Origin of the sequence: Rhizorhabdus wittichii (genome assembly GCF_017607425.1) — a bacterium.
In the GTDB taxonomy this organism is placed as follows: domain Bacteria; phylum Pseudomonadota; class Alphaproteobacteria; order Sphingomonadales; family Sphingomonadaceae; genus Rhizorhabdus; species Rhizorhabdus wittichii.
In genome coordinates this window covers 224,545-246,523 of record NZ_CP059319.1, presented here as the reverse complement: position 1 = coordinate 246,523, position 21,979 = coordinate 224,545, and the positions used below count along the sequence as shown (strand labels likewise).

The window sequence follows — 21,979 nt, the reverse complement described above, 5'->3', positions numbered from 1 at the left end:
GGAGATGTGTATCGGCTTGCCGTTCCGCAAGTGAGAATTCGTCGCCTTCGGCGGCAACCCGCCGGAGACGCCCCGCGTTCTGGGACCTAAATCGACGAACTACAAGCGAGTTGGCCGTCCATGGCACCCTATCCCTGCCCCAACTGCAAGCGCCTGCTCCATTTCGAGGCGCGCGTCTGCCCCGGGTGCGCCTTCACCCTGGGCTATGATCCGGCGTCGGACGGCTTTCTCTTCCTGGGCGACGGCGCGACCACCTGGCGCGACGTCGACGGCCAGCCGCGCGATGTCGCGGTTTGCGCGAACAACGATGCGCACGGCGTCTGCAACTGGCTGGTCGGCACCGGCGAGGGCACCCCCTATTGCCGCGCCTGCCGCCACAACCGGACGATCCCCGACCTGTCGGTGCCGTCGGTCCCGCCGCGCTGGGCGAGGATCGAGGAAGCCAAGCGGCGGATGTTCCACACGCTGATCAAGCTCGGCCTGCCGTTGGAGACGAAGGCAGAGGAAGTCGATAGGATACAGGGGCTTGCCTTCGATTTCTTATACGACCCCTCAGCCGAGGAGCAGGGCGACGCCCGGATCACCACCGGCCATGACGGCGGGGTGATCACGCTGAACCTGATCGAGGCCGACGATGCCGAGCGCGAGCGGATGCGCCGCGCGATGGGCGAACCCTATCGCACCCTGCTGGGCCATTTCCGGCACGAGGTCGGCCATCATTACTGGGCGCGTCTCGTCGCGACCGATCCGGCCGAACTGGCGGCCTTCCGGTCGATCTTCGGCGACGAGACGATCGACTATGGCCAGGCGCTGCAGGACCATTACGGCCCGAACGGCGGCAAGGTCTGGACCGACGACTATGTCAGCTTCTACGCGACCGCGCATCCATGGGAGGATTTCGCCGAGACCTTCGCCCATTATCTCCACATGGTCGACACGCTGGCGACGGTCGGCGGCTTCGCCATGCGGATGGCGCCCTTCCCCGGCCCGGAAAGCCATCCCGGCGCGGCGGTCGACTTCAATCCCTATGGCGCGACGACCGACCGGCTCGCCGCCCAGATGGGACCGTGGAGCTTCGCGCTGAACACGGTCAACCGCAGCATGGGGCAGCCCGACCTCTATCCCTTCCGCCTGTCGCCGGCGATCACCGCCAAGATCGATTATGTGAATCGCCTCGTCGCCAAGGCGGCCGGGCGGACGGAGGCCGGCGCCATGCCGGAACGCGCATGCTCGGCACGATGAGGGTCGCCGCCCGCGACCGGGGGCGGCTCGCGGAGATCGTCGGGGTCGTCTCGCGCTTCGGGCTTCAGCTTCTGCTGCGGCGGATCGGCCTGTCGCTGGGCGACGGCGGGACCGACGGCGACGACCTTCCCCGGCGGGCGCGACAGGCGATGGAGGCGCTGGGGCCGACCTTCGTCAAGCTGGGCCAGATCCTCGCGACCCGCGGCGACCTGCTGCCGCCAGCCTGGATCGCCGAATTGGAGATGCTGCACAGCCAGGCGCCCACCCTGCCCTTCGACCGGCTCCGCCCCGCGGTGGAGGCGGCACTGGGCGAAGCGCCCGAGACCGCCTTCGCCAGCTTCGACACCGAACCGCTCGCCGCCGCCTCGATCGCCCAGGTGCATCGCGCCACCTTGCCCGACGGACGGGCGGTGGCGGTCAAGATCCGGCGGCCCGACATCCGCCCGCGCATGGAAGCCGACCTGCGCCTGCTCGTCCATTTCGCGGGCCTGATCGAGGGCGCGAGCGCGGAGGCCCGGCGCTGGGCGCCGTCCGCGCTGGTCCGCCACCTCGCCGAGGCGGTGCTGGCCGAGCTGGACTTCACCCATGAAGGCCGCAACGCCGATCGCCTGCGCGAGGATTTCGCCGGCCATCCCGGCGTGGTGATCCCGGCGATCCACTGGGAGCTGACGTCGGAAACGCTGCTGGTGATGGATTTCGTCTCGGGCGTGCCGCCCCGCGACGCCGCGAGCCTGGTCGCGCAGGGGATCGATCCCGCCGCGATCGCCGATCTCGGCGCGGACGTCGTGCTCGACATGATCCTCGTGAACGGGCGCTTCCACGCCGATCCGCATCCGGGCAACCTGCTCTGCCTGCCGGGCAACCGCATCGCCCTGCTCGACCTGGGGATGATCGGCCATGTCTCGCCGTTGCGGCGCGAGGAGTTCGTCGACTTCGTCCGCGCGATCGCCGGCGGCGACGCCGCGAGCCTCGCCGCCATCCTCCGGCGCTGGTCGGTCGTCGACGACATACCCGCCGCCGCCTTCCGCCGCGCCGCCGACCGGCTGGTCGAGCGCCATGGGGGAACGCGCATCGTCCTGAAGGCGATGATCGCCGATATCTTCGCCCTGATGCGCGAGGAGCGGCTGGTGTTGCCGCCCGATCTGGTGCTGATCTTCAAGGCGCTGGTGACGATCGACGGCGTGCTGTCGGCGATCGAGCCCGATTATGACCTGTCGGCCGCGATCGCGAGGGCCGGCGCGCGGATCGCGATCGCCCGGCTCGATCCCGATCGCTGGACCGGGACCGTGCGCGAATTGCTATGGGAACTCGGCCGCGCCGGGGACGACGCGCCGCGACTGTTGCGCGCCGCATTGCGCCGGCTGGACGGCGAAGCCGAACCGGCGCGTCCCGCCGATCCCTCGGCGGCGATCGCGGCGGCCGGGGGCCGGATCGCGATCGCGCTGTTCCTGGGGCTCGCCCTGATAGCCGGCGCGGTCCTGCTCGGCTGACGCGCCGGCCAGCCGGTCAGGCGAGCGCCCCGCGCATATTGCCCGCCAGCCGGTCCTTCACCATCAGTCGCAGCTTCTTGAGCCGGAGCAGGCGGATGCTGTCGGGAATCCGGCGCTTCAGCTCGCGGCGGATCTCCGCGTCCAGCTTGTGGTGGATCACGGACAGTCGGTACATCATGGCAGTCATGTCAGGCATTCCCTTCGATGGTTGCATCGATCGGATATGCCGGTGAGGTAGGACAATCGAACCTGCACCGGCTTACCCGATGCGGTCCGACATCACGCTTCCGCAGAAGCGCCAGAGGGGCCCGGCCCGCACTCTCGAGATAGGGTGGTCCGGCGCCGGAACAAGGCCGGCAACAAAAAGAAATCAAAAGGAATCAGAAGCTGGCGGTCAGGTTGAACGATCCGTAGCGGGTCCAGCGCTTGCGCGTCGCATTGGGGGCGTCCCGCAGGAAGCGCCCCTTGGCGAGCAGCACGCCGTCGAACTCGAAGCGCAGCCGCTTCGGCACCAGCCAATAGCGCAGCCGCCCCTCGATCTGGTGCCCGGCGAAGTCGCCCGAGCGGCCCGCCGGATCGCGCACGCCGCTGGTCGAGAAGGCATCCTCGTCGGCCGCCAGCCACATCGGCCGATAGGCCATGAAACCGTCGAGCCGGCCGCTCGGCGCGGCTTCGATGCGGATGCCCGGCGTCACGATGTTGGCGCGCGCGACCGCGCCGTAGATGCCCGAGGGCGCCAGGTCGGCGCGGCGCATGCCGAACAGCGTGTCGAAGCGGCCATAGCGGCCGCCCGCCCGGTCGCCGCTCGCCCGGTCGAACTCGATCGACAGGCGCGGCTTCCAGGCGGTGCGGAAGCTGTAGCCGATGTCGGCATGGACGAAGCTGGCGCGCACCGCCTGCCGGCCGGCGCCGGGGGCGAGCGAGCGGCTGATCGAGCCGCGCTGCCCGAGGATCTCGACCTCATAGTCGACGCGGCCCGCCGCCGGCTCGGCGATGATCCGTCCGCCGAAGGTGTCGAGCGACCGGTCCCGCGTCGCGAGGCGCGGCGAATCCCGCTCGCCGAAATGGAAGAAGCTCAGCTCGATCATGGCCCGGCCGATCATGTCGTCGCGGCTGACCACGCCGCCCCACAGCACCGCGTCGAAGCTCTCGCGGTCGATCCTCGGCCGGTTGTCGCGCAGCGCCTCGGCGCCGTCGGGCCGGCGCATCTGCGGTAATGTATAGACGAATGTCGCCTTGATGCCGCCGCGCGCGGCCAGGTCGGCGCGCAGCCCGGTATAGCCGTTGGTGGTGTTGCGATAATCGTCGGCGGCGACGATCCGGCGCGAGCCGAGGTTGAGCATCATCCGCCCCGCCGTCAGCGACAGCCGGCTTCCCGCGCCCAGCACCCCGTCGATATCCCCGGCGACATAGGCCTGGACCGGCTCCAGCGCATTGACCTCGCCGGTCGACAGCGGCGTTCCCCGATCGGCGCCATAGGCGCGGCTGTCGAACAGCTCCGCGCCGAAGCGCAGCGCGCCGGTACGATATTCGGCGTGGATGCGGGTGCGCAGGCTGAACAGCGTGTCGCGGCTGTCGAACCGCGCCCGCGCCTGCCCGTCGATCGTCTCGTACCGCGCCCGCACCTCGCCGCCGAGGGTCAGCCCGTCATCGGCCATCGCCGGGGCTGCGATCGCGAGCGCGGGGACGGACAGGAACAGGGCGAACCGGGGCGGCGTCATCATGATCGGCGCGCTAGAGAAAAGTCGCGCCGGGCGCCAGCCGCGACGTTGCACTTGTTAACACCGGCTCAACTCCAAAGCTGGTAAAAGGAGCTGGCAGAGGAAGGACCGGGCCGTGGAGGAGCAGGCGATACAATGGGGAGCGATCGCCGTTTTCGGCGCGATCGTGCTCGGCTCGCTGCTGCTCAACCTCGGCCTGCGCTGGCACCAGCGGCAGCGCCGCCGCCGGGCGCGCGGCTTCCGCAACATGAAGTCGATGGCCCAGAAGCAGCGCGAACGCGCGCGGCGGCCGGACTGGCGGCAGGCTCCGCCCAGTTCCCAGCGCGGCTGGCGCTGAAACCTACCCCACCGGCTCGACGTCGACCGCGACGTCGATCTTCTGCCCTTCCTGCCCGGTGAACACCCCGTCGATCGGCGCGACGTCGGCATAGTCGCGGCCCATGGCGGTGACGATATGGTCGCTGCCCACCAGGCAGGCGTTGGTCGGGTCGAAGCCCAGCCAGCCGCGCTCCGCCCCGCACCAGATCACAACCCAGGCATGGGTCGCGTCGGCGCCCACCAGGCGCGGCTGGCCGGGCGGCGGGATGGTGCGCAGATAGCCCGAGACATAGGCCGCCGGCACCCCGACGCCGCGCAGGCCGGCGATCATGATCTGGGCGAAATCCTGGCAGACGCCGTGGCGCTTCTCGAACGCCTCGGCCGGGCTGGTGTCGACGGTCGTCGCGCTGCCGTCATAGGTGAAGCGGTCGTGGATGCGGGTGGCGAGCGCCAGCCCCGCCTCGACCACCCCGCGATCGGGATCGAGCAGTTCGGAGCACCAGGCGGTGATCGCCGCGCTGAGCGGGATCGACGGCGACGGATAGATGAAGTTGGCCGGGCTCTCCACGCCGATGTCGAGCGTGACGCGCGCCGCGGCGGCGACCTCGGCCACGGTCGCGTCGCCGGGCAGCGGCATCGGCACCGGCCGGTCGACGCGGATACGGAAGCGGCTCTCGATCTCCAGCTCGCGCGACGGCTTCTCCACCACCATGCGGGTGACATGGCCGAGATAGCCGGTCGGCCGCGTGCCGGTGACGCGGGAGCCCGGCGACAGGCGCAGCCGGAAGCTCTCCAACCGCTGCCCCGCCCAGTCGACCGGCTGGAGGCGCAGGTTGCAGCGCGCGAAGGCGACCGGATAGGCGTAGCGGAACAGGGTGCGGTGGCGGACCTGGTAGAGCATCGCGGTCGCGGTCAGGCCAGCGTCATGCCGGACATGCGGAAACCCTCGCTGCCCTGCAGGAAGAAGCGCGTGCTGATCGCGTTGGACAGCTCGGAGAACATGTTCTCCAGCCCCAGCACCGTCGCCGCGTCGAGCGTCTCGGCGGTGGCGGTGCGGAGCGTGGCCTCGATCCGATAGAAGATCATCTCGTGCGCCTCGGCCATGCCGTCGTCGCGCAGCGCCGGCAGCTCGGCGAGATGGCGGGCGATCCGCTCGACCTGGAAGGCGATCGAGCGCGGGTTGTAGGGATCGAGCGCGACGAGGTCGCGGACCGGTTCGAGCGCGAGCCCGGCGAGATAGCGCGCGCGATAGCTGATCTGGCTGTCGAACAGGTCGAGCAGGGTGGTGAGGTCGTCGGCCGAGGCGTCGGCGGCGCCGAAGATGCGGACCTGGCGGCATCCCCACTGCGCCCGTTCGATCCGCCGCCCCATGTCGTGGAAGCGCCAGCCGGCGGTGCGGCCCATATTCTCCGCCGACAGCCCGGCCAGCGCCGAGAAGCGTTCCTGCAGATCGACCGCGCGCGCCAGCATCGCCTCGGCATCGTCGGATGCCGCCGCCGGCAGCGGCGCGTCGACGAGACGCCAGACGTCGCCCGACAGACGGTCGCGCGTACCGCTGGCGATGGCGCGGGCGTGGCGCATCAGCACCTTGATGCTCGCCGGCCCGTCGCCGTCGAGCGCGAGCAGCGCCAGCTCGCGCAGGTCGTGGGTCTCGCCCGCGCCTTCCTCTTCCTCGGGCTCCTCGCCGTCCTCCGCCGCCGGCCGCTCGGCGATCGCCGCGCCCGAGGCGATCAGCATCGTGCCGAGCCGGTCGAGCGTCAGCGGGAACAGCGCCGCGCCGCCGTCGGCGACGATCGAGCCGCCCAGCGTGGCGCGGACCAGCCGCAGCGTCGCCTCGCCCCGCTCCAGATAGCGGCCGAGCCAGTAGAGATTGTCGGCCGCGCGGCTCGGCAGCGTGCCGGGATTGCGGCGGATCGGCACCTTCTGCGGCAGCAGCGAGACCGGATCGACCGTCTTCCTGCCGACCACGCAGACGTCGGCGGAGAAGGCCCCCTCGCCCATCACCGTGACGCGCGCGTCGGAATCGTCGCCGATCCGGGCGAAGCCGCCCGGCATCACCGTCCACTTGCCCTCGCCGTCGCGCGCCGCGAACACGCGCACGGTGAAGGGGCGCGGCACGAGCTGCCCGTCGAGCACGGCGGGCGTGGTCGACAGATGGACGTCCTCCATCGCGACATAGTCGGTCGGTCGGTTGCGCATGTCGGCGAGCAGCATCTCGCGCTGGGCGCGGCTGAGCGTCGCGGCGAGCACCGGGCGGCCGCGCGGCAGGCCGAGCGGCGCCTCGCTGAACGCCGGCGCGATCAGCAGCTCGTCGAGCCGCGCCTCGACCTGCGCGCGCGGCCCGTCCTGCCCGCACCACCAGGTCGCGATGTTGGGAAGGATCAGATGCTCGCCCAGCAGCCGTTGCGCGAGCGCCGGCAGGAAGGCGCCCATCGCGGTCGATTCGACCGCCCCCGCGCCCGGCGCGTTGGCGATCACCGCCTGACCCGCCGCCATCGCGTCCATCAGTCCGGGCACGCCGATCGCCGATCCCGCATCGAAGGCGAGCGGGTCGAGATAGCGCGAATCGATCCGGCGCCACAGCGCGTCGACCCGCTTCAATCCCTCGATCGTGCGGACGAACAGCCCGTCCTCGGTCACCGAAAGGTCGCTGCCCTCGACCAGCAGCAGGCCGAGATAACGGGCGAGATGCGCCTGTTCGGCATAGCTCTGGTTGTAGCGGCCCGGCGTCAGCAGGCCGATGCGCGGATCGGAGCGGCGGCAGACCGCCGACAGTCCTTCGCGGAAAGCCGAGAAGAAGGGCGCGAGCCGCTCGACATGAAGCCGGGTCTGGAGCGCGCCCATCAGCCGGCTCGACGCCAGCCGGTTCTCCAGCGCATAGCCCGCGCCGACCGGGGCGCGGACATGATCGTCGAGCACGCGCCATTCGCCGCTCGGATCGCGGCCGATATCGGCGGCGTAGATGTGGAGATGGTGGCCGCCCGGCGGCTTCACCCCGATCTGCGATCGCCAGAAGGCGCGGCTGCCGGTGACGAGCGCGGCGGGCACCGCGCCGCTGGCGACGACCGTCTGTTCGCCGAAGACGTCGTCGAGCAGCCGTTCGAGCAGCTCGGCGCGCTGGGCGATCCCGGCGGCGATCACCGCCCAGTCGTCCTCGCCGATCAGCAGCGGCACCGCCGAGACCGGCCAGGGCCGCTCGCCCTCCTCGCCCGGCAGGCGGAAGGCGGTGCCCAGTTCCTGCACCTGCCGCGCCATGCGCTGCTGGAGCAGGTCGAGCCGGCCTTCGCTGAGCCGCCCGATCCCCTCGAACAGCGCATGCCACCAGCGCGCGCCGCGGCCGACGTCGCCGCGCAGCGCGTCGGCCATCCCCGCCATGGCGATATAGCTCTGGAGCCAGCCTTCCCCGAGGCTCGGCAGGCCCGGCAGCTCGGCCATCATGTCGCCCTGCATGGCCGTCCTACCAGCCCGGCGGGACGCGCAGGTCGAGCGTCATCGGGAACTCGCTCGCCCGTTCCGGCATCGGGATCGTCACCGGGCCCGGCGTATGGCCATGGTCCTGGAACCGCGCCCGCCGCCGCGCCTCGGCCTCCAGGTCGTTGACCGGCACGGTGTCATAGTTGCGGCCTCCCGGATGCGCGACATGATAGACGCACCCGCCTAGCGAACGTTCGTTCCACTTGTCGAGCACGTCGATGGTCAGCGGCGCATCGGCGTCGAGCAGCGGGTGGAGGCAGTTGGCCGGCTTCCACGCCTTGTAGCGCACCCCGCCGACCGCCTCGCCGGGCACCCCGGTCGGCGTCATCGGCACCGCGCGGCCGTTGACCGCGACGACGTGGCGACCCGGCACCAGCCCGGTGGCGCGCAGCTGGAGCCGCTCGGTCGAGCTGTCGACATAGCGCACGGTGCCGCCGATCGCGCCGGTCTCCCCCAGCACGTGCCACGGCTCCAGCGCATGCGCGACCTCCAGCGTCACCCCGCCCGCCGAGACGGTGCCGTGGACCGGGAAGCGGAACTGGCGCTGCGCCTCGAACCAGGCGGGATCGAAGCCGTAGCCGGCATGGCGCAGGTCGCCGAGCACCTCCAGGAAATCGGCCCAGACGAAATGCGGCAACAGGAAGCGGTCGTGCAGCGCGGTGCCCCAGCGGACCAGCCCGCCCTTCTGCGGCTCGCGCCAGAACCAGGCGGTGAGCGCGCGGAGCAGCAATTGCTGGGCCAGGCTCATCTTCGGCTCGGGCGGCATCTCGAAGCCGCGGAACTCGAGCAGGCCGAGCCGGCCGGTCGGCCCGTCGGGCGAGAACATCTTGTCGATGCAGATCTCGGTGCGGTGGGTGTTGCCCGTCACGTCGACCAGCAGGTTGCGGAACAGCCGGTCGACCACCCAGGGCGGCGGCGCATCGCCCTCGCCCGGCGCGGGCACCTGCGCCAGCGCGATCTCCAGTTCGTAGAGGCCGTCGTGGCGCGCCTCGTCGATGCGCGGCGCCTGGCTGGTCGGGCCGATGAACAGCCCCGAGAAGAGATAGCTGAGCGAGGGATGCCGCTGCCAGTAGAGCAGGAAGCTCTTGAGCAGGTCGGGGCGGCGGATGAAGGGCGAATCGTTCACCGAGCGGCCACCGAGCACGATATGGTTGCCGCCGCCGGTGCCGATCGGGCGGCCGTCGACCATGAACTTGTCGGCGGTCAGCCCGGTCTCGCGCGCCAGATCGTAGAGACCGGTGGTGATCTCGACCGTCTCGCGCCAGCTCGCCGCCGGCTGGACGTTGACCTCGATCACGCCGGGGTCGGGCGTCACCTTCAGCAGGTTGAGGCGCGGATCGGGCGGCGGCGCATAGCCCTCGACCCGCACCGGGATGCGGGTGCGCGCGGCGGCCGCCTCGATCTCGGCGATCAGCTCCAGATAGTCTTCGAGCCGCTCGGTCGGGGGCAGGAACACCGCGACATGACCGCCCTTCGCCTCGACCGTGATCGCGGTGCGGACGGCGCCCTCGATCAACACCTGCTCCTGCCGCTCCTGCGCGGCGGCGCCGGCGGCGGGCGCGACCGCCTCGATCCGCTGGCGGTAGAAATCGGGCATCGGCTCGCGCGGCTCGGTGGTGTCGCGCGGGTGGAGATAGGGATAGTCGGCGGCCGGCACATGCGGCAGCGATCCGAGCGGCAGGCGATAGCCGAGCGCGCTGTCGCCGGCCACCGCGAACAGCTTGCCGCGCCGCAGGCTCCAGCGTTCCGACCGCCAGCGCCCCGGCGTCGCCGCCTGCCGCGCATTCCAGCGCTGGATCGGCAGGACATAGCCGACCGGGCTGCCCAGCCCCCGCTCGAACGCCTTGACCATGCGGGCGCGCGCCTCGGGATCGTCGATCTTGGGATCGCTCGGGTCGACATTGGCGGGAAGCTGCGCCTCCTTCACCGACCAGTCGACCGGGTCCTCATAGGCCGGCGCGACCATCGCCGCGCCGACGCCCAGCCCCTCGGCCATCGCGGACAGGAAGGCCTCGGCCTGCTCGGCCCCGACCGTCGCACCCGCCCCATCGGTCCCCTCGCCCGCGATCAGCGCGGCGTCGTTCCACACCGGCACGCCGTCGGTCCGCCAATAGACCGAATAGCCCCAGCGCGGCAGGCTCTCCCCCGGATACCATTTGCCCTGGCCATGGTGGAGCAGGCCGCCCGGCGCGAAGCGCTCGCGCAGCCTGCGGATCAGCCGGTCGGCATAGCCGGCCTTGGTCGGGCCGACCGCGTCGCCGTTCCACTCGGGCGCCTCCGGATCGTCGAGCGCGACGAAGGTCGGCTCCCCGCCCGTCGTCAGCCGCACGTCCTGCGCGACCAGATCCGCGTCGACCGCCTCGCCCAGCGCGTCGAGCGCCTCCCAGCGGGCGTCGGTGAACGGCTTGGTGATGCGCACCGCCTCGGCGATGCGCTGGACGTCCATGTCGAAATGGAAATCGACATGCGCGGGTTCGAGCAGCGCGCCCTCGATCGGGGTCGCCGACCGGTGGTGCGGAGTCGCGGCGAGCGGGATGTGCCCCTCCCCCGCGAACATGCCCGAGGTCGCGTCCATTCCGATCCAGCCGGCGCCGGGCACATAGACCTCCGCCCAGGCATGGAGGTCGCAGACGTCGGCGGCGACGCCCTTGGGTCCATCGATCGGGACGATGTCGGGGGTGAGCTGGATCGAATAGCCAGAGACGAAACGCGCGGCGAAGCCGAGGCGCCGGGCGACCTGGACCAGCAGCCAGGCCGAATCGCGGCAGCTTCCGGTGCCGGCCGCCAGCGTCTCCTCGGGCGTCTGCACGCCCGGCTCCATGCGGATGACATAGGCGACCCGCCGATGGATCGCGACGTTGAGGTCGACGAGGAAGTCGATCGTGCGGGCGCGGAGATCGACGAAGGGCGCGACGAATTCGTCGAATAGCGGCCCCTGCGGCTCGATCTCGAAATAGGCGGCGAGGTCGGCGGCGATCGCGGGCGCATAGGCGAAGGGCCGCTGCTCGGCATAATCCTCGACGAAGAAGTCGAACGGATTGACCACCACCAGGTCGGCGATCAGGTCGACGGTGATCGAGAATTCGTCGGTCCGTTCGGGAAACACCAGCCGCGCCAGCCAGTTGCCGTGCGGGTCCTGCTGCCAGTTGATGAAGTGGTTTTCCGGGGCGATGCGCAGCGAATAATTGTTCACCGCCGTCCGGCTGTGCGGCGCCGGCCGCAGGCGGATGAGCTGGGGGCCCAGCGGGACCGGGTGGTCGTAGCGGTAGACCGTCTGATGGTGCAGCGCCGCCTGAATCATGGATGGAAGGATCAGCACATCCCGTTGTGCGGTGCAATGAAGAGTTGGAGCTTTCGTCATTCCGGCGGAGGCCGGAATCTCAGCGGAGAGGAGATGAGGTCGAGGCAGGAACCTCCCGAGATGCCGGCCTCCGCCGGCATGACGACCGAGATCAGGCCCGCTCGACCAGTTCCACTAGCCCGGGCACCAGCGACGCGACGAGCAGCAGCGCCATGCCGATGTTGAAGGCGCGCAGCGCGCCGGGGCGCTTCAGGAGCTGGCGCACCACCGTGCCGCCACCGGCCCACAGCATGATGCACGGCAAGCCGGCGAGCGTCAGGATCAGCGCGGCGAGAGGCACGTCGGCGGTGAGGTGGTCGGGGCGCGTGAAACCGGTGGCGATGCCGAGGCACATCGCCCAGGCCTTGGGGTTCACCCATTGGAACGCCGCCGCCTCGATGATGCCGAGCGGACGGGCGCGCGCCGAGGTCGATCCGACTCCGACCGAGGTCGCGATTCGCCAGCTCAGATAGAGGAGATAGGCGGTCGAGGCGATGTGCAGCACGGTATAGAGCCACGGCGCCCGCGCGATCACGCCCGCCAGCCCGAGGCCCAGCAACAGCATCATGACGATGCAGCCGAAGCTGATCCCCGCCATGTGCGGGATGGTGCGTCCGAAGCCGAAGGTCGCGCCCGATGCCAGCAGCATCATGTTGTTCGGCCCCGGCGTCACCGAGGAGACGATGCAGAAGGTCACGAGCGCGATGAGGATGTCCGGGCTCATTGTCACCGCCTGATTGTCATCGTCTGAGGGCCAGGGCCAGCCGATATTGCGCGTCGACCATCATCGCGCGCCCCTGCTTGCGTAGATCGGGATGGGCCGACGATGCAATCGCCGACGCCGAGACCACGGCCGCGAAGCCGAGCAGGATGAAGGTGGCCACCGCCATCGTCCAGAACTGTCTCATGATCCTTGTCCCATTGTCACATCGGTTTGAAATGTTGACAGCGGTCAATTGTCGCATATTGTATTGCTAGTCAAAGAGCATATTGTCACAGTGACATTAAAGGCGGACCATGACCTGGACTCCCACGCTGCAGGATGACGCCGACACGGTGTCGGGCCGGCTGCTGTCCGCCCTGCGCCGCGACATTGCGGAGGGGCGGCTGTCGCCCGGCACCCGCCTGCCCCCGCATCGCGACCTCGCCCATCGGCTGGGCATCGGCATCGGCACGGTGACGTCGGTCTATGGCGAGGCGGCGCGGCAGGGCCTGCTTACCGCGACGGTCGGGCGCGGCAGCTTCGTCGCCGACGCGGTCGCGCGGTCGGATCGCGGCGACGGCGGCATCGACCTCAGCCGCAACGTCCCCCCGCTCGGTTCGGCGCAGCGACGCCTGCCGGCGACGCTCGCCCGCCTCGCCCGCCGTCCCGACCTCGGCCTGCTGCTCGACTATGCGCCGCCCGCCGGGCTCGATGCGCATCGCCGCACGGCGGCGAGCTGGCTCCGCCGGATCGGCGCCTTCCCCGATGCGCGGGCCGACCGGCTGATCGTCACCACCGGCGCCCAGCAGGCGATGACCCTCGCCTTCGACATATTGTGCGCGCCCGGCGACGCGATCATGACCGAGGCGGCCTCCTATTTCGGCGTCCGCTCGATCGCCCAGGCCGGCGGCCAGGCGACGATCGGCCTGGCGATGGACGAGGAGGGCCTGCTGCCCGACGCGCTCGACCGCGCCGCGGCCGGCGGGGCGCGGGTGCTCTACACCCTCCCCACCCTCCAGAACCCGACCGGCCGGATCATGGGCGAGCAGCGCCGCCGCGACATCGCCGCGATCGCCCGCCGCCGCGACCTGTGGATCGTCGAGGACGACCTCTATTCGATCTACGCGACCGGCGGCACGCCGGCCCCGCTCGCCGCGCATGCGCCCGAACGCTGCTTCTACATCCACGGCACGTCGAAGGTGTTCGGCCCCGGCCTGCGCACGGGCTTCCTGATCGCCCCCGACGACGACCGTTTCGAGCGGATATTGAGGCTGATCCGGGCGCGGATCTATGCGCCCGCGACGATGGGGCCGACCGTCGCCTGCCAGTGGATCGAGGACGGATCGGCCGACGAGATCGTCGCCGAGACGCTGGACGAGATGCTGGCGCGCGGCCGGCTGGCGATCGAGCGGCTCGGCGCCGCCGCCAGCCCGCCCGCCGATCCGCGCTGCCCGCATCTCTGGCTGCCGATGCCCGAGCTGGAGGCCGAGCGGGTGACGGCGCGGGCGCTGCGCGCGGGCATCACGCTGACGCCGCCTTCCGCCCCGGTGATCGATCCTTCCCTGATCTCCGGCGTGCGCCTATGCCTTGGCGCCGCGGCGGACCGGACCGAACTGGGCCTTGCGCTCGACCGGATCGCCACGGCACTGGACAGCCGTCGAACCGAGGCCGCCGAGGCGGTGATATGAGCGAGGCGCAATTGACCACCGAACCCACCGATCCCCACAGCCTGTTCCGGAGCTGGTTCGCCGAGGCGAAGGCGTCCGAGCCCAACGATCCCGAGGCGATGGCGGTCGCCACCGTCGGCGCCGACGGGCAGCCCTCGGTGCGCATGGTGCTGCTCAAGGGCCATGACGCGCGCGGCTTCGTCTTCTACACCAATTATGAGAGCCGCAAGGCGACCCAGCTCCTCGAAACGCGCCGCGCCGCCCTGCTCTTCCACTGGAAATCGCTGCGCCGCCAGGTCCGCATCGAGGGGCCCGTGTCGAAGGTGAGCCCCGAGGAAGGCGACGCCTATTTCGCGACCCGCCACCGCGATTCGCAGATCGGCGCCTGGGCCTCCGAGCAGTCGCGCCCGCTCGACAGCCGCGCGACCTTCGAGGCGCGCTACGAGGAGATGCTGCGCCGCTTCGAGGGCGGCCCCGTTCCCCGGCCGCCGCACTGGTCGGGCTTCCGCGTCGCGCCGGAGCGGATCGAGTTCTGGCAGGACCGCGCCCATCGCCTGCACGAGCGCCGGCTGTTCACGCGCAGCGGCGACGGCTGGAGCGAAGGCCTGCTCTACCCATGACGATCGCCCCGAACGTCCGGGCGGGCCTGGCCTCGGTCGCGGTGGCGATCAGCCTGATCGCGCTCAAGGGCTATGCGAGCTGGACGACGGGATCGGCGGCGATGCTCGGCTCGCTCGCCGACAGCACGCTCGACCTGATCGCCTCGCTCGTCACGCTGTGGGGCGTGCGGCTGGCGGCGACCCCGGCCGACCGCCACCACCGCTTCGGCCATGGCAAGGCGGAGGCGATCGCCGCCTTCTTCCAGGTCGTGCTGATCAGCCTCTCCGCCTTCTGGATCATCGTCCATTCGGCCGAACGGCTGATCGCCGACGCGGCCCCCACCGCGGCGGAGGCCGGCATCGCCGTGTCGCTGATCGCGCTGGTGCTGACCATCGCGCTGGTCGCCTATCAGCGCCGCGTGATCCGCCAGACCGGGTCGCTCGCGATCGGCACCGACAAGGTGCATTACCAGAGCGACCTGCTGCTCAACATCGCGGTGATCGCCGCGCTGCTGGTCGAAAGCGCGGCCGGGGTGCGCGGCGCCGATGCGGTGGCGGGGATCGGCATCGGCCTGTGGCTGCTCCACGGCGCCTATCGCGCCTCGCGCGCCGCGATCGACCAGCTGATGGACCGCGAATGGCCCGAGGAGCGCCGCCGCGCCTTCGCCGAGGTCGCCAGCCGCCATCCCGAGCTGCGCGGCATCCACAACATGAAGACGCGCACCGCCGGCGGCGACGACTTCGTCCAGTTCCACGTCTGGGTCGACCCCGCCATGTCGCTGGGCGAGGCGCACCGGGTGATGGACGAGGTCGAGACGAAGCTGCGCGTCGCCTTTCCCGGCGTCGACATCACCATCCACCCCGAACCCGAAGGGCATCTCGACCCCGGCGAGGAGAACCATCCGTGAAGATCCCGTTCCAGCAGGTCGACGCCTTCGCCGATCGCCCCTTCACCGGCAATCCGGCGGCGGTGATGCCGCTCGAAGCCTGGCTCGACGACGCGACACTCCAGGCGATCGCGGCCGAGAACAACCTGGCCGAGACCGCCTTCATCGTCCCCTGGGCGGGCGACGAGGCCGATTTCGAGCTGCGCTGGTTCACCCCGGGCGTCGAGGTCGCGCTGTGCGGCCATGCGACGCTGGCGACCGGCCATGTCCTGCTGTCGCGCAATCCGGCCAGCCAGCAGGTGCGCTTCATGACCCGCCAGGCCGGCCCGCTGGAAGTCGCGCGCGACGGCGATCGCTACCGCCTCGCCCTGCCCGCCTGGGAGATGGCGCCGAAGCCGCTGCCCGACCATGCCGCGATGCTCGGCGGCGCGCCGGTCGAAACGCATTGGCGCGACGGCGGCTATGCGCTGTTCCGCTACGGGAGCGCCGCGGAGGTGATCGCGCTGGAGCCCGATTTCCGGGCGATGCGGCGACTGGGCGACATATTGTTCATCGCCACCGCGCCGGGCGTCGAGACCGACATCGTCAGCCGCGTCTTCGCGCCGGGGGCCGCGATCGACGAGGACCCGGTCACCGGATCGGCGCATTGCCTGCTCGCCACCTATTGGGCGAAGCAGCTCGGCCGCGACAGCTTCACCGCCTTCCAGGCCTCGGCGCGCGGTGGCCATATCGACGTCCGTCTCGACGGCGACCGGGTGCTCCTCGGCGGATCGTGCGTGACGGTGATCGAGGGGGTGTTCACGCTGTCCTAGGCGGCGCTCAGGCCGCTACGGCAAGCTCGGCCGGGACGGTCGCGCGGATCCAGCCGCCGCCGAGCACGCGGTCGCCCGCGTAGAGCACCGCCGCCTGTCCGGGGGCGACGCCATATTCGGGCTGGTCGAAGCGGACGGCGCCGTCCTCGAACCGGGCCGGGACCGGCTTGGCGAGCGAGCGGACCTTGGCGGTCAGCGGCCCCTCATAGCCCTCGCCGATCCAGTTGACGTCGTCGAGCATCGCCGCCGACACGGCGAGCGCGCGGCGCGGGCCGACGACGAGACGCTTCGTCTCCGGCTCCAGCCGGACGACGTAGAGCGGCTCTGGGCTGCCGCCGATCTCGATCCCGCGGCGCTGGCCGACGGTGAAATGGATCAGCCCGCGATGCCGGCCGAGCACCCGGCCGTCGAGGCCGACGATCTCGCCCTCCTCCGCCGCTTCGGGGCGCAAGCGCTTGACGATGCTGGCATAATCGCCGTCGGGGACGAAGCAGATATCCTGGCTGTCGGGCTTGGCCGCGACCCCCAGCCCGAGCTCGGCCGCGATCTCGCGGACGCGCGGCTTGGGCATCGCGCCGAGCGGGAAGCGCAGATAGTCGAGCTGGTCGCGCGTGGTGGCGAACAGGAAGTAGCTCTGGTCCCGCGCCGGATCGGCGGCGCGGTGCAGCTCGGCGCGGCCGCCCGCCCCCGCCACGCGGCGGACATAATGGCCGGTCGCCAGGCAGTCCGCGCCGAGGTCGCGGGCGATGCCGAACAGGTCGGTGAACTTCACCCCCTGGTTGCAGCGGACGCAGGGGATCGGGGTCCGCCCGGCGGCATATTCGTCGGCGAAGTCGGCGATCACCGAATCCCGGAAACGGCTTTCATAATCAAACACATAATGGGCGATGCCGAGCCTGTCCGCGACGGCCCGCGCGTCGCGGATGTCCTGCCCCGCGCAGCAGCTTCCGGTGCGGCCGACGGCGGCGCCGTGATCGTAGAGCTGGAGGGTCACGCCGATCGTCTCGGCGCCGCTCGCGGCGGCGAGCGCGGCGACCACCGAACTGTCGACGCCGCCCGACATGGCGACGACGATGCGGGCGCCGGCGAGCGAGCCGGGCGCACGGCCTTCGAGCTGGAATTCCGGGTTCATCGGGGCGCCCATAGCAGGTCGGGCCAACGCCCGCAAAATTATGCGATTTTCCCCTAAAGATTTGCCCCGCGAAGCCGTTTCTTGTGCTGACACGGGACAACAGCGAGGCACGCGATGAAAATCGACATCAACAAGTTCCGGGTCGACGGCGCCGAGCCGACCGAGGCGCCGCTCGACTTCGCCACGCTGTGCACCCTGCTCGCCCGCCACCAGGCGGAGACGCCGACCGCGCGGCTCGCGCGCGACGGCGACTGGACCGGCGAGCATCCCGATCACGCCAGCCAGCCCGCCGTCGCCGTCCTGCTCTCGGGGCCGAGCCAGCCGACGCCGGCGGGCGGCAACGCGCATGGCAGCTTCCACGCCGCCGCCGCCGCGCTGTTCAATCCCCGGTCGTAAAAGATGGTGACCCGCCGGTTTACCGTTCACCGCAAAGTTTCCTTGAAGGCCGGGCGGATAGCCAGGCCTTCGGAAACGCAGTCCGGTCGTCCGGCCATGTTCGAGGTATCGCATGCTTGAGAATCAGAAGATCCGCCCGCATCAGGTCATCGGCCCCCTCGGCGAGCCGCTCACGCTCGACAGCCTTCCGCCCAAGGGCACGACCCGCTGGGTGGTCCGCCGCAAGGCGGAGGTGGTGGCGGCGGTCAGCGGCGGCCTGCTGACCGTGGACGAGGTCTGCGAGCGCTACGATCTCAGCATCGAGGAATTCGCCGGCTGGCAGCGCGCGGTCGAGCGGTCGGGCATGCCCGGCCTGCGCGTCACCCGCATCCAGCACTACAAGTCGCTCTACGAGCGCCAGCAGAAATACTGACCGTTAACCGCCCGCGTCCTTACCGCGGCCGGCCGGCCCGCTCCTTCCGGAGCGGGCCTTTTTCTTGCGCGCGATGCGACGAAATCCGCCATTCGGAACGGGCAAGAAAGGAACCTGTACAGGACTCGAACGTAGTCTCCATAGCGGCTAGACTCAGGTCATAACCAACAGTGGACAGGAGGACGCGATGAACCTGATCATTTTCCTTATCGTCGGCGGCATCATCGGCTGGCTGGCGAGTATCCTGATGCGCACCGACGCGCAGCAGGGCATCATCCTCAACATCGTCGTCGGCATCATCGGCTCGTTCATCGGTGGCGTGCTGTTCGGCCCGACGCTGGGCGGCGGCGGCATCTACGGCTGGATCAGCGCCTTCGTGGGCGCGGTGGTCCTGCTCGCGATCGTCAACCTGGTCCGGCGCGGCACCGTGCGCTGACCGCACCCGATCCGGGCAACGACGCCTTGGAGCCGCCGGAGATGATCCGGCGGCTCTTTTCTTGGCGCGGTCCCCGCCCTAGACATTCGGGCGTCATCGTTCCGGGGGTTCCGAACAGTCCATGTCCGACCGTGCCAAGCTGATCGCCTATGGGCTGCCCCGCCAGCCGCTCGACATCAGGCCCGCGCCGCACGAACGCGACTGGATGGACGCGACCGACCAGCGCTACGCCTATCGCTGCCTGCCGCTGGCCATCGCCAATGCGCATGGCTGGGAAATCCTCTGCACCTCGGGCTTCTCGGCCTGGTGGAACGGCGAGCTCGCGATCGACGCGATCACGATCACCCCCGACCAGGAGGGGCAGAAGCCGGCGATCAGCCATTTCGGCTATGGCATCATGACCTTCCACGTCTCGGCCGTGTTCCGGACCGAGCCGGGCTACGACCTGATGATCCAGGGCCCGATCAACCGGCCCAAGGATGCGATCGCCCCGCTGACCGGCGTCGTCGAGACCGACTGGACGCCCTTCACCTTCACGATGAACTGGCAGTTCACCCGCCCCAACACGGTGATCCGCTTCGAGGCGGGCGAGCCCTTCTGCCACGTCTTCCCGACCCGGCGCGGCGAGCTCGAGCGGATCGAGCCCGAATTCCGGCCGATCGAAAGCAATCCCGAGCTCCAGGCCGAGTTCGAGGCCTGGACCGCGAGCCGCGCCAATTTCCTGGCGACGCTGCACACGCCCGAGACCGAGGCCGCCGCCCAGAAATGGCAGAAGCATTATTATCGCGGCCATAATCTGGAAGGATCGGGGATCGCGAGCGACGACCACCGCACCCGCATCCGGCTGCGCCCCTTCGCGCGGGACGGGCAGGACGGCGGCTGACGCCCGGCGAACCGGCCCGCCCTATGCCTGCGGACCGAAAAGGTCTATGATCGCCGCGTCGGACCGCCGCGCGGCGATTGGGTCGGCGCAGCTATGGTCAGGCCGTTGTGGGAGACGGGCGCCATGGACAGTTCGCACATCAGGATGCTGCTCGCGGGCCTTTTCGTGGCCTTCCTGCTGGCCGTCGTCATGAAGGACCTGATCCGGCGCCGGCCGAAACCGCCCGCCATGCCCAGGCACAGGGGCTTCCGGCCGACGAAGGCGCCGCCCCGGACCGGCTGGAAGGCCGGCCCCCCGCGCTAGGGCCTGAACCCCGCCGGACGCCGGCCCTCGGCCGTCAGTTCAGCTCGAACGTCACCGACAGGCTGATCGACAGCTTCTGCTCGCCCGCCTCGATCGAGGTGTCGGCGGCTTCCTTGCCGCGCGCCATCATCATCATCGGCGCCGGACGCGGCATCATCGGCGGTTCGAAGCTGCCCTCGCTGATCGCGACGATCCGCTTCACCGACAGGCCGGCGGCGCGCGCATAGAGGTCGGCGCGCGCCCGCGCCTCGGCGACCGCCTTCTGGCGCGCCTGGTCGAGCAGCGGCTCGGGCTTGTCGATCGACAGGGTCGGGCCGTCGATCTGGTTGGCGCCCGCCGCGACCAGCGAATCGAGGATCGGGCCCGCCTTCTTGACGTCGCGGAAGCGCACGCTCACCCGGCTCGACGCCTGGTAGCCGGTGATCACCGGCGGCTGGTTGTCGGCATAGCGATATTGCGGGCTCAGCGAGATCGCGGTCGTCTGGATGTCGCGGTCGGCGACGCCGGCCTTGCGGATCGCGGCGACGGTCGCCGCGGTGCGGCTGGCATTCTCGCTCATCGCCGCCGCCGCGGTCGGCTGCTGGGTGACGACGCCTGCCCCGATCGTCGCGATGTCGGGCACCGCGCTCACCTCGCCGCTGGCGACGATGTCGAGCCGCGTGCCGCCGATCGGCTGCGGACCGGCCGTCGCCTGCTGCGCCGAAGCCGGCGCCATCAGCGCCAGGGCGACCGGCATGGCCAGACCGATCTTCAGCAATTCATGTCCCATTTCGGTTGCGCTCCTGCTTGGCCGCGAGGATCGCGGCTGCTAGATGCGCCATAACGATCCTCGCTGCATGGGGCATGAACGCCTTACGGCCACGAAATGATCCCGGTCGCCATCGGGATCGCGCGCCGGCATTGCTCCTCTTGAGCGAGGTGACGTATTGAGATAATACAGCTCCAACAGACAGCAGGCCCCCGCGCCGGGCCGACAATGGAAAGCTATGGGGATGAACGTCGAATCCGGCATCCAGACCGACTATGCGGCCTATGACTATGACGACGGCCAGGCGCGCCGCCGCCGCCGGATCATCATCGGCGGGGTGATCGCCGCCGTGGTCGTGGCCGTGTCGCGGGGTGATGATCTTCGGCGGCAACAAGGCCGCCCCGCCCGCCCGCCGCCCCCGGCGTCACCGTGATCGTGCCCGGCCTGACCGACGTCGCCGCGACGATCTCGTCGACCGGCACGCTGTTCGCCAAGCGCGAGATGCCGGTCGGCATCGCCGGCGAGGGCGGCATGGTGCAGGCGGTCCTGGTCGAACCCGGCACCTGGGTCGCCGCCGGCCAGACGCTGGCGGTGATCGAGCGCTCGGTCCAGGCGCAGCAGGCCAATTCGCTCTCCGCCTCGGTCCGGGTCGCCCGCGCCGACGCCGAGCTTGCCCAGGCCGAACTCGACCGCGCCAAGGCGCTGGTCGCGCGCGGCTTCATCTCCAAGGCCGACATCGACCGCCGCACCGCGACGCGCGACGCCGCCGTCGCGCGGGTCGCGGTCGCGCAGGCCCAGCTCGGCGAGCAGCGCGCCCAGATCGGCCGCCTCGACATCCGCTCGCCCGCCGCCGGCCTGGTGCTGACCCGCGCGGTCGAGCCCGGCCAGGTCGTCAATGCCAGCAACGGCGCGCTGTTCCGCGTCGCCAAGGGCGGCGAGATGGAGATCCGCGCCCAGCTCGTCGAGCGCGACCTCGCCCGCCTCAAGGTCGGCGACACCGCGCAGGTGACGCCGATCGGCACCCGCAAGACCTTCACCGGCACGATCTGGCAGCTTTCCCCGGTGATCGACCCGCAGACCCGCCAGGGCGTCGCCCGCATCCAGCTCGCCTATGATCCGGCGCTGCGGCCCGGCGGCTTCGCCACCGCGACGATCAGCAGCGGCCGCGTCACCGCGCCGCGCCTGCCCGAATCCGCGGTGCTGAGCGACGACAAGGGGTCGTTCGTCTACAGCGTCGGCAAGGACGGCAACGTGGTCCGCCACGACGTGAAGGTCGGCGACTTCTCCGACGCGGGCATCGTCATCCTCTCCGGCCTGCGCGGCGACGAGAAGGTGGTGCTGTCGGCCGGCGCCTTCCTGAACCCCGGTGACAAGGTGACGCCGCAGCTCGCCAAGCCCGACGCCCTCGCGCACTGA

23 protein-coding genes are annotated in these 21,979 nt (G+C 70.6%); 14 read left to right on the top strand and 9 right to left on the bottom strand.

Annotated features, from left to right (window positions below; translation table 11 throughout):
- The first annotated feature begins 120 nt into the window (after positions 1 to 120).
- Both HRJ34_RS01180 and HRJ34_RS01175 read left to right on the top strand, forming a co-directional pair.
- Positions 121 to 1,242 carry a zinc-binding metallopeptidase family protein gene (locus HRJ34_RS01180; RefSeq protein ID WP_208633123.1) on the top strand — a complete coding sequence of 374 codons (1,122 nt, stop codon included), beginning with the start codon at positions 121 to 123 and terminating at the stop codon, positions 1,240 to 1,242.
- Positions 1,227 to 2,732, top strand: coding sequence for an ABC1 kinase family protein (locus HRJ34_RS01175; RefSeq protein ID WP_012050937.1), 1,506 nt, complete (start codon positions 1,227 to 1,229; stop codon positions 2,730 to 2,732). The genes HRJ34_RS01180 and HRJ34_RS01175 overlap by 16 nt, the downstream gene beginning before the upstream one ends.
- Positions 2,733 to 2,748: 16 nt before the next feature.
- Here the strand turns inward: HRJ34_RS01175 and HRJ34_RS01170 are convergent, their stop codons facing one another.
- Complete coding sequence (locus HRJ34_RS01170; RefSeq protein WP_404947161.1) at positions 2,749 to 2,907, bottom strand: DUF465 domain-containing protein; 159 nt, start codon at positions 2,905 to 2,907, stop codon at positions 2,749 to 2,751.
- A gap of 205 nt (positions 2,908 to 3,112) precedes the next feature.
- Positions 3,113 to 4,507: an alginate export family protein gene (locus HRJ34_RS01165; protein WP_208633122.1), complete on the bottom strand. Its 1,395-nt coding sequence runs from the start codon at positions 4,505 to 4,507 to the stop codon at positions 3,113 to 3,115.
- Positions 4,508 to 4,568: 61 nt separating this feature from the next.
- Here HRJ34_RS01165 and HRJ34_RS01160 point away from each other — a divergent pair, with 61 nt between their 5' ends.
- Positions 4,569 to 4,790, top strand: a complete 222-nt coding sequence (locus tag HRJ34_RS01160; RefSeq protein ID WP_012050934.1) for a hypothetical protein — start codon at positions 4,569 to 4,571, stop codon at positions 4,788 to 4,790.
- A 3-nt stretch (positions 4,791 to 4,793) separates the two neighbouring features.
- Here HRJ34_RS01160 and HRJ34_RS01155 read toward each other — a convergent pair whose 3' ends face one another.
- The 5 genes from HRJ34_RS01155 to HRJ34_RS01135 form a co-directional block, all read right to left on the bottom strand.
- Positions 4,794 to 5,672 carry a transglutaminase family protein gene (locus tag HRJ34_RS01155; RefSeq protein ID WP_012050933.1) on the bottom strand — a complete coding sequence of 293 codons (879 nt, stop codon included), beginning with the start codon at positions 5,670 to 5,672 and terminating at the stop codon, positions 4,794 to 4,796.
- An 11-nt stretch (positions 5,673 to 5,683) separates the two neighbouring features.
- Positions 5,684 to 8,221: a circularly permuted type 2 ATP-grasp protein gene (locus HRJ34_RS01150; protein ID WP_208633121.1), complete on the bottom strand. Its 2,538-nt coding sequence runs from the start codon at positions 8,219 to 8,221 to the stop codon at positions 5,684 to 5,686.
- Between the two features lie 7 nt (positions 8,222 to 8,228).
- Positions 8,229 to 11,546 (bottom strand): transglutaminase family protein, encoded by a 3,318-nt coding sequence (locus tag HRJ34_RS01145; protein ID WP_208633120.1) that lies wholly within the window; start codon positions 11,544 to 11,546, stop codon positions 8,229 to 8,231.
- Positions 11,547 to 11,697: 151 nt separating this feature from the next.
- On the bottom strand, positions 11,698 to 12,309 hold the full coding sequence (locus tag HRJ34_RS01140; protein ID WP_012050930.1) for a LysE family translocator: 612 nt from the start codon (positions 12,307 to 12,309) through the stop codon (positions 11,698 to 11,700).
- 16 nt (positions 12,310 to 12,325) lie between these two features.
- On the bottom strand, positions 12,326 to 12,493 hold the full coding sequence (locus HRJ34_RS01135) for a hypothetical protein (RefSeq protein ID WP_012050929.1): 168 nt from the start codon (positions 12,491 to 12,493) through the stop codon (positions 12,326 to 12,328).
- Positions 12,494 to 12,602: 109 nt separating this feature from the next.
- On the opposite strand from HRJ34_RS01135, the gene HRJ34_RS01130 reads away from it, so the two are divergent.
- The 4 genes from HRJ34_RS01130 to HRJ34_RS01115 are packed head-to-tail and all read left to right on the top strand — an operon-like array spanning position 12,603 to position 16,253.
- Positions 12,603 to 13,976: an aminotransferase-like domain-containing protein gene (locus HRJ34_RS01130; protein WP_012050928.1), complete on the top strand. Its 1,374-nt coding sequence runs from the start codon at positions 12,603 to 12,605 to the stop codon at positions 13,974 to 13,976.
- Entirely contained in the window at positions 13,973 to 14,575 is a 603-nt protein-coding gene (pdxH, locus tag HRJ34_RS01125; RefSeq protein ID WP_208633119.1) for a pyridoxamine 5'-phosphate oxidase, read from the top strand. The genes HRJ34_RS01130 and pdxH overlap by 4 nt, the downstream gene beginning before the upstream one ends.
- Positions 14,572 to 15,462, top strand: a complete 891-nt coding sequence (locus tag HRJ34_RS01120) for a cation diffusion facilitator family transporter (RefSeq protein ID WP_208633118.1) — start codon at positions 14,572 to 14,574, stop codon at positions 15,460 to 15,462. Before pdxH ends, HRJ34_RS01120 begins: the two co-directional genes overlap by 4 nt.
- Positions 15,459 to 16,253: a PhzF family phenazine biosynthesis protein gene (locus tag HRJ34_RS01115; protein WP_208633117.1), complete on the top strand. Its 795-nt coding sequence runs from the start codon at positions 15,459 to 15,461 to the stop codon at positions 16,251 to 16,253. Before HRJ34_RS01120 ends, HRJ34_RS01115 begins: the two co-directional genes overlap by 4 nt.
- A gap of 7 nt (positions 16,254 to 16,260) precedes the next feature.
- On the opposite strand, the gene mnmA is transcribed toward HRJ34_RS01115, so the two are convergent.
- Complete coding sequence (gene mnmA, locus HRJ34_RS01110; RefSeq protein WP_208633116.1) at positions 16,261 to 17,385, bottom strand: tRNA 2-thiouridine(34) synthase MnmA; 1,125 nt, start codon at positions 17,383 to 17,385, stop codon at positions 16,261 to 16,263.
- 114 nt (positions 17,386 to 17,499) lie between these two features.
- Between mnmA and HRJ34_RS01105 the strand changes: the two genes are divergently transcribed.
- From HRJ34_RS01105 to HRJ34_RS01085, 5 genes are all read left to right on the top strand, one after another.
- Positions 17,500 to 17,781: a hypothetical protein gene (locus tag HRJ34_RS01105; protein WP_029993479.1), complete on the top strand. Its 282-nt coding sequence runs from the start codon at positions 17,500 to 17,502 to the stop codon at positions 17,779 to 17,781.
- A gap of 112 nt (positions 17,782 to 17,893) precedes the next feature.
- Positions 17,894 to 18,193, top strand: coding sequence for a CtrA inhibitor SciP (gene sciP / locus HRJ34_RS01100; protein WP_012050923.1), 300 nt, complete (start codon positions 17,894 to 17,896; stop codon positions 18,191 to 18,193).
- Between the two features lie 187 nt (positions 18,194 to 18,380).
- Positions 18,381 to 18,629 (top strand): GlsB/YeaQ/YmgE family stress response membrane protein, encoded by a 249-nt coding sequence (locus HRJ34_RS01095; RefSeq protein WP_012050922.1) that lies wholly within the window; start codon positions 18,381 to 18,383, stop codon positions 18,627 to 18,629.
- A 121-nt stretch (positions 18,630 to 18,750) separates the two neighbouring features.
- Positions 18,751 to 19,512 (top strand): DUF6065 family protein, encoded by a 762-nt coding sequence (locus HRJ34_RS01090; protein WP_012050921.1) that lies wholly within the window; start codon positions 18,751 to 18,753, stop codon positions 19,510 to 19,512.
- Between the two features lie 123 nt (positions 19,513 to 19,635).
- Positions 19,636 to 19,815 (top strand): hypothetical protein, encoded by a 180-nt coding sequence (locus HRJ34_RS01085; protein WP_152523590.1) that lies wholly within the window; start codon positions 19,636 to 19,638, stop codon positions 19,813 to 19,815.
- Between the two features lie 34 nt (positions 19,816 to 19,849).
- On the opposite strand, the gene HRJ34_RS01080 is transcribed toward HRJ34_RS01085, so the two are convergent.
- Positions 19,850 to 20,584 (bottom strand): SIMPL domain-containing protein, encoded by a 735-nt coding sequence (locus HRJ34_RS01080; protein ID WP_012050919.1) that lies wholly within the window; start codon positions 20,582 to 20,584, stop codon positions 19,850 to 19,852.
- Between the two features lie 223 nt (positions 20,585 to 20,807).
- Here HRJ34_RS01080 and HRJ34_RS29605 point away from each other — a divergent pair, with 223 nt between their 5' ends.
- Both HRJ34_RS29605 and HRJ34_RS01075 read left to right on the top strand, forming a co-directional pair.
- Complete coding sequence (locus HRJ34_RS29605) at positions 20,808 to 20,996, top strand: hypothetical protein (RefSeq protein ID WP_404947160.1); 189 nt, start codon at positions 20,808 to 20,810, stop codon at positions 20,994 to 20,996.
- Positions 20,993 to 21,979, top strand: coding sequence for an efflux RND transporter periplasmic adaptor subunit (locus tag HRJ34_RS01075; protein WP_404947159.1), 987 nt, complete (start codon positions 20,993 to 20,995; stop codon positions 21,977 to 21,979). Before HRJ34_RS29605 ends, HRJ34_RS01075 begins: the two co-directional genes overlap by 4 nt.

Coding starts and splice junctions, on each gene's coding strand:
- HRJ34_RS29605 (WP_404947160.1), top strand. CDS start 20,808: ATGAACGTCGAATCCGGCATCCAGACCGACTATGCGGCCTATGACTAT.
- pdxH (WP_208633119.1), top strand. CDS start 13,973: ATGAGCGAGGCGCAATTGACCACCGAACCCACCGATCCCCACAGCCTG.
- HRJ34_RS01175 (WP_012050937.1), top strand. CDS start 1,227: ATGCTCGGCACGATGAGGGTCGCCGCCCGCGACCGGGGGCGGCTCGCG.
- sciP (WP_012050923.1), top strand. CDS start 17,894: ATGCTTGAGAATCAGAAGATCCGCCCGCATCAGGTCATCGGCCCCCTC.
- HRJ34_RS01120 (WP_208633118.1), top strand. CDS start 14,572: ATGACGATCGCCCCGAACGTCCGGGCGGGCCTGGCCTCGGTCGCGGTG.
- HRJ34_RS01155 (WP_012050933.1), bottom strand. CDS start 5,672: ATGCTCTACCAGGTCCGCCACCGCACCCTGTTCCGCTACGCCTATCCG.
- HRJ34_RS01090 (WP_012050921.1), top strand. CDS start 18,751: ATGTCCGACCGTGCCAAGCTGATCGCCTATGGGCTGCCCCGCCAGCCG.
- HRJ34_RS01170 (WP_404947161.1), bottom strand. CDS start 2,907: ATGTACCGACTGTCCGTGATCCACCACAAGCTGGACGCGGAGATCCGC.
- HRJ34_RS01085 (WP_152523590.1), top strand. CDS start 19,636: ATGGACAGTTCGCACATCAGGATGCTGCTCGCGGGCCTTTTCGTGGCC.
- HRJ34_RS01150 (WP_208633121.1), bottom strand. CDS start 8,221: ATGCAGGGCGACATGATGGCCGAGCTGCCGGGCCTGCCGAGCCTCGGG.
- HRJ34_RS01135 (WP_012050929.1), bottom strand. CDS start 12,493: ATGAGACAGTTCTGGACGATGGCGGTGGCCACCTTCATCCTGCTCGGC.
- HRJ34_RS01080 (WP_012050919.1), bottom strand. CDS start 20,584: ATGGGACATGAATTGCTGAAGATCGGTCTGGCCATGCCGGTCGCCCTG.
- HRJ34_RS01095 (WP_012050922.1), top strand. CDS start 18,381: ATGAACCTGATCATTTTCCTTATCGTCGGCGGCATCATCGGCTGGCTG.
- HRJ34_RS01130 (WP_012050928.1), top strand. CDS start 12,603: ATGACCTGGACTCCCACGCTGCAGGATGACGCCGACACGGTGTCGGGC.
- HRJ34_RS01180 (WP_208633123.1), top strand. CDS start 121: ATGGCACCCTATCCCTGCCCCAACTGCAAGCGCCTGCTCCATTTCGAG.
- HRJ34_RS01140 (WP_012050930.1), bottom strand. CDS start 12,309: ATGAGCCCGGACATCCTCATCGCGCTCGTGACCTTCTGCATCGTCTCC.
- HRJ34_RS01145 (WP_208633120.1), bottom strand. CDS start 11,546: ATGATTCAGGCGGCGCTGCACCATCAGACGGTCTACCGCTACGACCAC.
- HRJ34_RS01105 (WP_029993479.1), top strand. CDS start 17,500: ATGAAAATCGACATCAACAAGTTCCGGGTCGACGGCGCCGAGCCGACC.
- mnmA (WP_208633116.1), bottom strand. CDS start 17,385: ATGAACCCGGAATTCCAGCTCGAAGGCCGTGCGCCCGGCTCGCTCGCC.